Source organism: Micromonospora sp. NPDC051924 (assembly GCF_055586005.1).
Window position 1 is genome coordinate 179,098 of the sequence record NZ_JBVJJA010000009.1, and the last position, 6,424, is coordinate 185,521.

Consider the following 6,424-nt stretch of genomic DNA (forward strand, 5'->3'; position numbering starts at 1 on the left):
GCCCGACCTGCGACGTTGCGAAACCTGACGGTCACGGAACGGTCACCACGGCGGAAATCGCCGTGCTGCGGGTCGGCGGGCCCGGTCCTACGCTCGGGCCATGGACGCGACCTTCTTCTTCGATCCCGCCTGCCCGTGGACCTGGCGTACCTCCCGCTGGCTGGTCGCCGTGGCGCAGGCCCGCGGGCTGCGCGTGGAATGGCGGGCGTTCAGCCTGGCCATCCTCAACGAGGGCAGGGTCGCCCCGGAGTACGCCGAGCCGCTGGCCGCCGCAAGCCGGGCGCTGCGCCTGGTCGAGGCGCTGCGCGCCGAGGGCCGGCACGACGACGTCGCCACCTTCTACGCGGAGCTGGGCGCGCGCAGCCACGACGCCGGCAACCCGCTCTCCGACAAGATCGTGGACAGCGCCGTCGAGGCGGCCGGCCTCGCCCAGGCGGCACCGGCGCTCGATGACGAGCGCTGGGACCGGGCGGTCCGCGAGTCGCACGCGCTGGCGTACGCCTCGGCCGGCCCGGACGTCGGCTCGCCGGTGCTGATGGTGCCGGGCGCCCGCCGGGGCGTCCACGGCCCCATCCTCACCGAGGTCCCGGGCACCGACGACGCCCTGACCATCTGGGATTCGCTGCTCCCCCTCATCCGCCTGGAGACCTTCCACGAGGTCAAGCGCGCCCGCCACTGACTCCCCCACGCCCCGCCCGTGGGCCCTGCTTCACGGGAAAGAGTGGCTGTTCCGCGCAGGATGGCCACTCTTTCCGTCGTGAAACAGGGCGGAACCTCGGGGCGGCCGGACGTCACAGCCGGGCGGCATGATGGCCGGATGATCGCGCGCCTCAAGGACCTGTGCATGGACGCCGCCGACGCCCGCCGCCTCGGCGCCTTCTGGGCCGGCATCCTCGACGGGGAGCTGGTGGACACCGGCGACGGCGACGCCCGGGTCGATCCCCGCGCGGCCACCTCCACGGCCGAGTCGATCTGGGTGAACACGGTGCCCGAGCCGCGTGCCGGCAAGACCCGGGTCCACCTGGACCTGCGGCTGGCCGAGCCGGAGCCGGCCGCGCTGCTGGCCGCCGGTGCGCGGCTGGTCCGCGAGCCGGACGCGGAGATCAGCTGGTGGGTGCTGGCCGATCCGGAGGGCAACCAGTTCTGCGCGTTCCCGCCCCGGGAGGGCCGGCGGCCCGCCGTCTTCGAACTGGTCGTCGACAGCGCCGACCCGACGGCGCAGGCCACCTGGTGGGCCGGGGTGGTGGGCGGCCGGGTGAAGACCACCGCCGCGGGGGCCGCCTCAGTGGTCGGCGCGGCGGGCTTCCCGTGGGACTACTGGGTCTTCGATCCGGTGCCCGAGCGCAAGCGGGTGAAGAACCGGGTGCACTGGGACGTCGAGCTGACCGGCCGGGACGCCACCGCGCTGATCGCCGCCGGGGCCACCCTGCTCGCCGAGCCGACCGAGGCGGCCCGCTGGTGGGTGCTGGCCGACCCGGAGGGCAACGAGTTCTGCGCCTTCGCCCCGCGCACCGCGCAGTGAGCGGCCTGGGCCGACTGGCCGGCCGTCCCAGTGGGTGGGCGGCGAGGCTACCCACCGCCCGGCGGGTGGACTAGCGTCAGGTCAGCTCCGCAGCCAGCGCGTTCGCCGTCGATGTCGATACGCCTCCGGCCGACCCCAGCCCGTCCGATCGGTTGGTTCTCGCGCGAACGTCCCTCTGCGGTCCCACCGGTTGGGCAGGATCAGAGCCCAACGAGGAGGTGCCGTCGTGCAGGACACCCGCGCTCTCGCCCTGACGTTCGAGGTGAGCGGCCTGCCCCCGGTCAAGACCGAGGCCCTGTCGATCTTCGCCGCCGGGCACCGCCAGGCGGCCCGGGTCCGTGCCCTGCTTCAGGCGGCCTGCACGGCGGCCCAGCACACCGGCTGGACCCCGCTGGACGGGCCGGTCGAGGTGGACGTGATCCTGCGCTGCCCGCCCGGGCACCGCACCTCCGACGCCAGCACTCTGCTGGGCGGGGTCTGCGCCGTGCTGCAGGACAAGAAGCGGGTGGCCAACATCGGCCTGGCCCACCTCGGGGTGCTGGTCGACGTCGCCCTCTACGGCGACGACCGGCAGATCCGCCGGCTCTCGTACGCCGAGGAGCCGGCGGAGGACTTCTCGTACCAGGTCCGGGTGGCCGCCGTACCGGCGGTGGTTTGACCGACGGCCGCGGTGGGGTACCGCAGCCGCCGACGAAGGGAGCACCGATGTCGGAGCCACATGTCACGCTCGACCCGAGCGGGCTGGACCCCGTGCAGCAGAAGCTGCGCGGCCCGCTGGAGGAACAGCTGACCTCGGCCCTGCAGGCGGCCACCGACCGGATCCGCGCCAGCTACGCGGGTGAGCCGGTCGAGGATGTCTGCCGTCGGCTGCTCGACGAGACCCGCGCCGGCCTGCACCCGGACATCGCCGCCGGCTTCAATCCGGACATGGACGAGTTCTGCCGGGTGGCGGTGGCGATCGTCCGCGGCGAGGTCTCCTGAGGCACGCCGGGTCCGCCGACAGCTCCAGCTCGGCGCGTCTGACGCCACGCCGCGACCTGGAGCTGTCGCGCGTCGGCCGTTCGGTCGGCGCGGTCGGTGCCGTCCGCGCCGGTCAGCTCCGCGGTACGTCCAGAGAGACGACGTGGGTGCCGTCCGGCCGGGTCGACTCGCCCAGCCGCACCGGCAGCCGCGCGCCCGAGGTGCGCAGCCCGAGCCCGAAGCTGACGTACCCCTCGAAGTCCCCGGCGGGCGCCCAGCCGCGCAGCGTCGGGTAGCCGATGGTCCGCGGCGGCGCGCTCACCGTGCTGCGGCCGGCGCTGTCGTGCGCCTGGGCCGGGTCGAAGCGGACGGCGAGGAAGGCGTTCCCGGGCAGGCTCACCGGGTCGCCGCTGCCGTCGGACTCCACTCGCGACACGTACCCGACCTGGTAGGACGGGGTGGCACCGCGGAACGCGAAGGTGATCCGGCTGTAGCCCTCTGCGGGGTGGTCACCGACCTCGATCCGCACCAGGACGGGCAACGGCTCCCCCGGCGCCGGGGTGACCGGCACCCGGACGCGGTGCGTGACCCGGGCCGGCGAGGTGGGCACCGCCCACCCGTAGGTCACCCGCCAGTCGCCCGCCGCGGGTGGCGCGGCGGTGGTGGCGGCCGGGGCGGTGGGGCTGGCCGCCGTGGTGGCGGCGGGCGTGGTGGCGACGGCGGTCGCGCTGGGCGCGGGCGCCGTCGAGGGCGCTGTGGTCGCGCCGTCGTGGTCGGTCGTCGTGCAGGCCGCCGCGAGCAGCACGACCACGCCGGCGAGCAGTGGTACGCGCTGAGGTGTCATGACTCAGTGTCACCCCGGTGGAGGCACCCCCACCAGGGCCGATCATCCCGGGTCGACCGCCGCCTCGGCGGTCACGCCGCCAGCGGGTCGAACCGCCGGTTGGTCACCGTGCGGGTGGGAACCTGCGCCACCGCGGCCAGCTCCGCCGCGTAGTCCCGGACCAGCGCCGGCAGGCGGTAGTCGCCGTGGCCGTCCTGCTGCGCCAGGTGCGCGTCGACCAGGTCGTCCAGGGCGCGGTGCACCCGTTGCGGGGAGACGCCGAGCTGGTTCGCGGCGGTCTCCACGGGCGTGCCCGGCTGCGCGGCGAGCAGTTCGAGCATCCGGCCGGCCACCTCGTCGTCGGAGCGGACCGCGGCCACCCCGGTGGCCAGACTGGCCCGCACCGACAGGTCCTCATACGCCAGCAGGTCCAGCCGGCCCCGCCCGTCGCCCAGCTCGGCGACCAGGGTGGACACCGGAGCCCCGGGCCGCCGGCTCAGCCGGGCGCCGGCGATGCGCAGGGCGAGCACCGAGCCGCCGCAGATCCGCATCAGGTCGGCGGTGGCCGCCGGCTCGGCGGCCAGCCGCGTCGGCCCGGCGAACGCGGCCAGCAGGTCGCGGGCCTGGGCGACCCCCACCGGGCGCAGCGCCACCCGGCGTACGCCGTCCAGGCTGCCGAGGTGGCGCTGAGCGACCGCGATCAGCGCCGGGCCGGGGCCGGCGGGCAGCAGCGGGCGCACCTGCGCCGCCCGGGTCACCCCGTCGACGACCAGCAGCAGCCGGCGCCCGGCCACCAGGGAGCGGAACCAGCCGGCCCGCTCGTCGGTGTTGTCGGGGACGTCGGCCGCCGGCACGCCGAGCGCGCGCAGCACCCGGGCCAGCACCCCTCCCGCCTTCACCGAGGTCCGGTAGCCGAGGTCGACGAAGACCTGCCCGTCGGGGAACTCGGCCGAGACGGCGTGCGCGGCGCGTACCGCGAGGGTGGTCTTGCCGCTGCCGGGGGCGCCGGTGACGACCACGACGCCCGGGGTCCCGGCGGTCACCGTCGCCACCACGTCAACGGTCTCCCGGGTACGTCCGATGTAGGTGACCGGGTCCGCCGGCAGCTCGCGGGGCACCGCCCAGCCGACGGCCGGCCGTGCCTCCGCAGCCGGTGCGGGCGCGGTCACGATCGGCGTGCCCGGCGGCGTGTACGACATCTCCGGCGCACGGTCCAGCATCGCCCGGTGCAGTCTGGCCAACTCCTCGCCGGGCTCGAGGCCGAGCTGCTCGCCGAGGACGGCCCGGGCGTCCCGGTAGACGGTGAGCGCGGCCGGCACGTCCCCGCACCGGTAGAGGGCGAGCATCAGCTGCCCCCAGGCCCGCTCCCGCAGCGGGTGGGCGGCGAGGTGCCCGCGCAGCTCGGAGAGGACGTGAGCGTGCTCACCGGCGGCGAGCCGCGCTTCGGCCAGTTCCTCGAAGACCTGCAACCGCTGCTCGTCGAGGGAGGCCCACCGGTTGTCCAGGGCGGTGCCCCGGGGCAGGCCGTCGCCGGACGGGCCCCGCCACCAGGCCAGCGCCGTGCTCAGCGTCTCGATCGCGCTGGCGGGATCGGCCGACGCGAGCAGCGCCCGCCCCTCCCCCGCCAGCCGCTGGAACTCGGTCACGTCCAGCTCGTGCGGCGCCAGCCGCAGCTCATAGGCCTGTGGCCGGGCGACCAAGCGGTCGCCCAGCGTGCGCCGCAGGCCGGCGGCGTGGGTACGCAGATTCGCCACGGCGGAGGCCGGCGGGTGGTCCGACCAGACCATCTGAGCCAGCCGGGGCAGGGGGACCGTGTGGTTCGCCTCGATCGCCAGCCCGGCCAGGACGGCGCGTCGTTTCGCCGCGCCGGGCGTGACCACCTGGCCGTCGATGCACAACTCCACCGTGCCCAGAAGCCGAATCTGCAGTTCCATCGCGCCGCTCCCCCGTTGACCCTTGACGCGCCGCCCAGGCTAAGTGCCCGCTTCGTAGGCCAACAAGGAACAAACCAGACAGTTAAGCGTGACGAACATCAATGTCACTTTGCGGCGTGTCGCGGTAACAAAAAGGCCGCCGGAAACGCTCCCGGCGGCCCATGACAGACAGTGATCGCGCGCGAGGCCCGCACCCGCCGTCTTCCCGCGCGTGCTACCCCACCGTCGCCCGCCCGAAACCCGCCCGACAGCGATCGGTTTCAGTTCACATGGAAAGAAGATCCACGCCAAGCAGCCGAAGGGCCACGAGCAGCGAACCTTTACGATCCGTCACGCCTCCCGGAAGGTGATCTCGGCGATCCGGTCGGCGTCCCGCGGCTGGCGTCAGGTATCGCCGGCACTCAGCCGAACAGATGATCAAGCGGTCGTCCCGCATCGGGGGACGCGGCCGACTGCCCGGCCGCGCGGAGGCTCAGCCCGCCGCGGGGCCGTCGCCTTCATCCTCATAGGTCTCGCATGGGACGAGAGCGTCGACGAACGCGCCGAACGAAGCGGCGATCCGTCGGGGCACCCGGTCCTCGCCGACGTACGCGACCGCGGGCTCACCCTGCCGGCCGCAGTCGGAGTAGTCCAGCATGACGGTGTCGTGGCCCGCCGCCGGCGTCACCCCGAACACCACCCCGATCTCCGGATAGCCCCACTCGGCCACCAGATCCGCGGAGCAGGCGTCGACCCCCTCCTCGTATCCGATGCCCAGGATGACGTCCACCGCGAAGTGGTCCTCCGCCCACGACGTCCGGAAGCTCGTGGGGTGGCAGGTGTTCCTCAGCACGCCGCCGTTCCGCCGGGACAGCAACTGCAGGTAGCTCCGCGGCAATCGGACCCCGAGATTCTCCTGCGCCCGGCGGACCGCCTCGTTCGTGAGCGGGGGCCCGGTCCACGGCGACGGCGCGTCCTCGAACGGAGACGTCATCGGGCTCCCCTTCGGGCTACTCGTCGACCAGGAAGGTCCCCAGCGCGACCGGCTCGGCCCAGACAGCGTAGGCGAACGCGGGCAACGCCTCACCTCCACAGCGACATCTCGGCACTGGGCGAATTCAACTGATCGTCGCAACACCTCGTGATCGTGGAGGTGTTTGATGGCACGACGTCAGCAGCAGGCGGATCGGGCGTTGCGGCCGTCGA

At 74.3% G+C, this 6,424-nt stretch carries 7 protein-coding genes; 4 read left to right on the top strand and 3 right to left on the bottom strand.

What is annotated here, in order from left to right; all coding sequences use genetic code 11:
* The first annotated feature begins 100 nt into the window (after positions 1 to 100).
* The 4 genes from ACZ6S5_RS10275 (at position 101) to ACZ6S5_RS10290 (ending at position 2,503) form a co-directional block, all read left to right on the top strand.
* The gene (locus ACZ6S5_RS10275; RefSeq protein ID WP_465999669.1) at positions 101 to 679 is read left to right on the top strand and encodes a DsbA family protein; all 579 of its coding nucleotides are present in this window, start codon (positions 101 to 103) and stop codon (positions 677 to 679) included.
* 138 nt (positions 680 to 817) lie between these two features.
* Complete coding sequence (locus ACZ6S5_RS10280; RefSeq protein ID WP_465999670.1) at positions 818 to 1,522, top strand: VOC family protein; 705 nt, start codon at positions 818 to 820, stop codon at positions 1,520 to 1,522.
* Positions 1,523 to 1,748: 226 nt separating this feature from the next.
* Positions 1,749 to 2,180 (top strand): RusA family crossover junction endodeoxyribonuclease, encoded by a 432-nt coding sequence (locus tag ACZ6S5_RS10285; RefSeq protein WP_465999671.1) that lies wholly within the window; start codon positions 1,749 to 1,751, stop codon positions 2,178 to 2,180.
* Positions 2,181 to 2,227: 47 nt separating this feature from the next.
* Positions 2,228 to 2,503: a hypothetical protein gene (locus tag ACZ6S5_RS10290; protein WP_465999672.1), complete on the top strand. Its 276-nt coding sequence runs from the start codon at positions 2,228 to 2,230 to the stop codon at positions 2,501 to 2,503.
* Positions 2,504 to 2,615: 112 nt separating this feature from the next.
* On the opposite strand, the gene ACZ6S5_RS10295 is transcribed toward ACZ6S5_RS10290, so the two are convergent.
* From ACZ6S5_RS10295 to ACZ6S5_RS10305, 3 genes are all read right to left on the bottom strand, one after another.
* Positions 2,616 to 3,326 (bottom strand): AMIN-like domain-containing (lipo)protein, encoded by a 711-nt coding sequence (locus ACZ6S5_RS10295; protein ID WP_465999673.1) that lies wholly within the window; start codon positions 3,324 to 3,326, stop codon positions 2,616 to 2,618.
* Between the two features lie 71 nt (positions 3,327 to 3,397).
* Positions 3,398 to 5,239: an AfsR/SARP family transcriptional regulator gene (locus ACZ6S5_RS10300; protein WP_465999674.1), complete on the bottom strand. Its 1,842-nt coding sequence runs from the start codon at positions 5,237 to 5,239 to the stop codon at positions 3,398 to 3,400.
* A 472-nt stretch (positions 5,240 to 5,711) separates the two neighbouring features.
* On the bottom strand, positions 5,712 to 6,212 hold the full coding sequence (locus ACZ6S5_RS10305) for an SMI1/KNR4 family protein (RefSeq protein ID WP_465999675.1): 501 nt from the start codon (positions 6,210 to 6,212) through the stop codon (positions 5,712 to 5,714).
* Positions 6,213 to 6,424 lie beyond the last annotated feature (212 nt).

Coding starts and splice junctions, on each gene's coding strand:
- ACZ6S5_RS10275 (WP_465999669.1), top strand. CDS start 101: ATGGACGCGACCTTCTTCTTCGATCCCGCCTGCCCGTGGACCTGGCGT.
- ACZ6S5_RS10280 (WP_465999670.1), top strand. CDS start 818: ATGATCGCGCGCCTCAAGGACCTGTGCATGGACGCCGCCGACGCCCGC.
- ACZ6S5_RS10290 (WP_465999672.1), top strand. CDS start 2,228: ATGTCGGAGCCACATGTCACGCTCGACCCGAGCGGGCTGGACCCCGTG.
- ACZ6S5_RS10295 (WP_465999673.1), bottom strand. CDS start 3,326: ATGACACCTCAGCGCGTACCACTGCTCGCCGGCGTGGTCGTGCTGCTC.
- ACZ6S5_RS10300 (WP_465999674.1), bottom strand. CDS start 5,239: ATGGAACTGCAGATTCGGCTTCTGGGCACGGTGGAGTTGTGCATCGAC.
- ACZ6S5_RS10305 (WP_465999675.1), bottom strand. CDS start 6,212: ATGACGTCTCCGTTCGAGGACGCGCCGTCGCCGTGGACCGGGCCCCCG.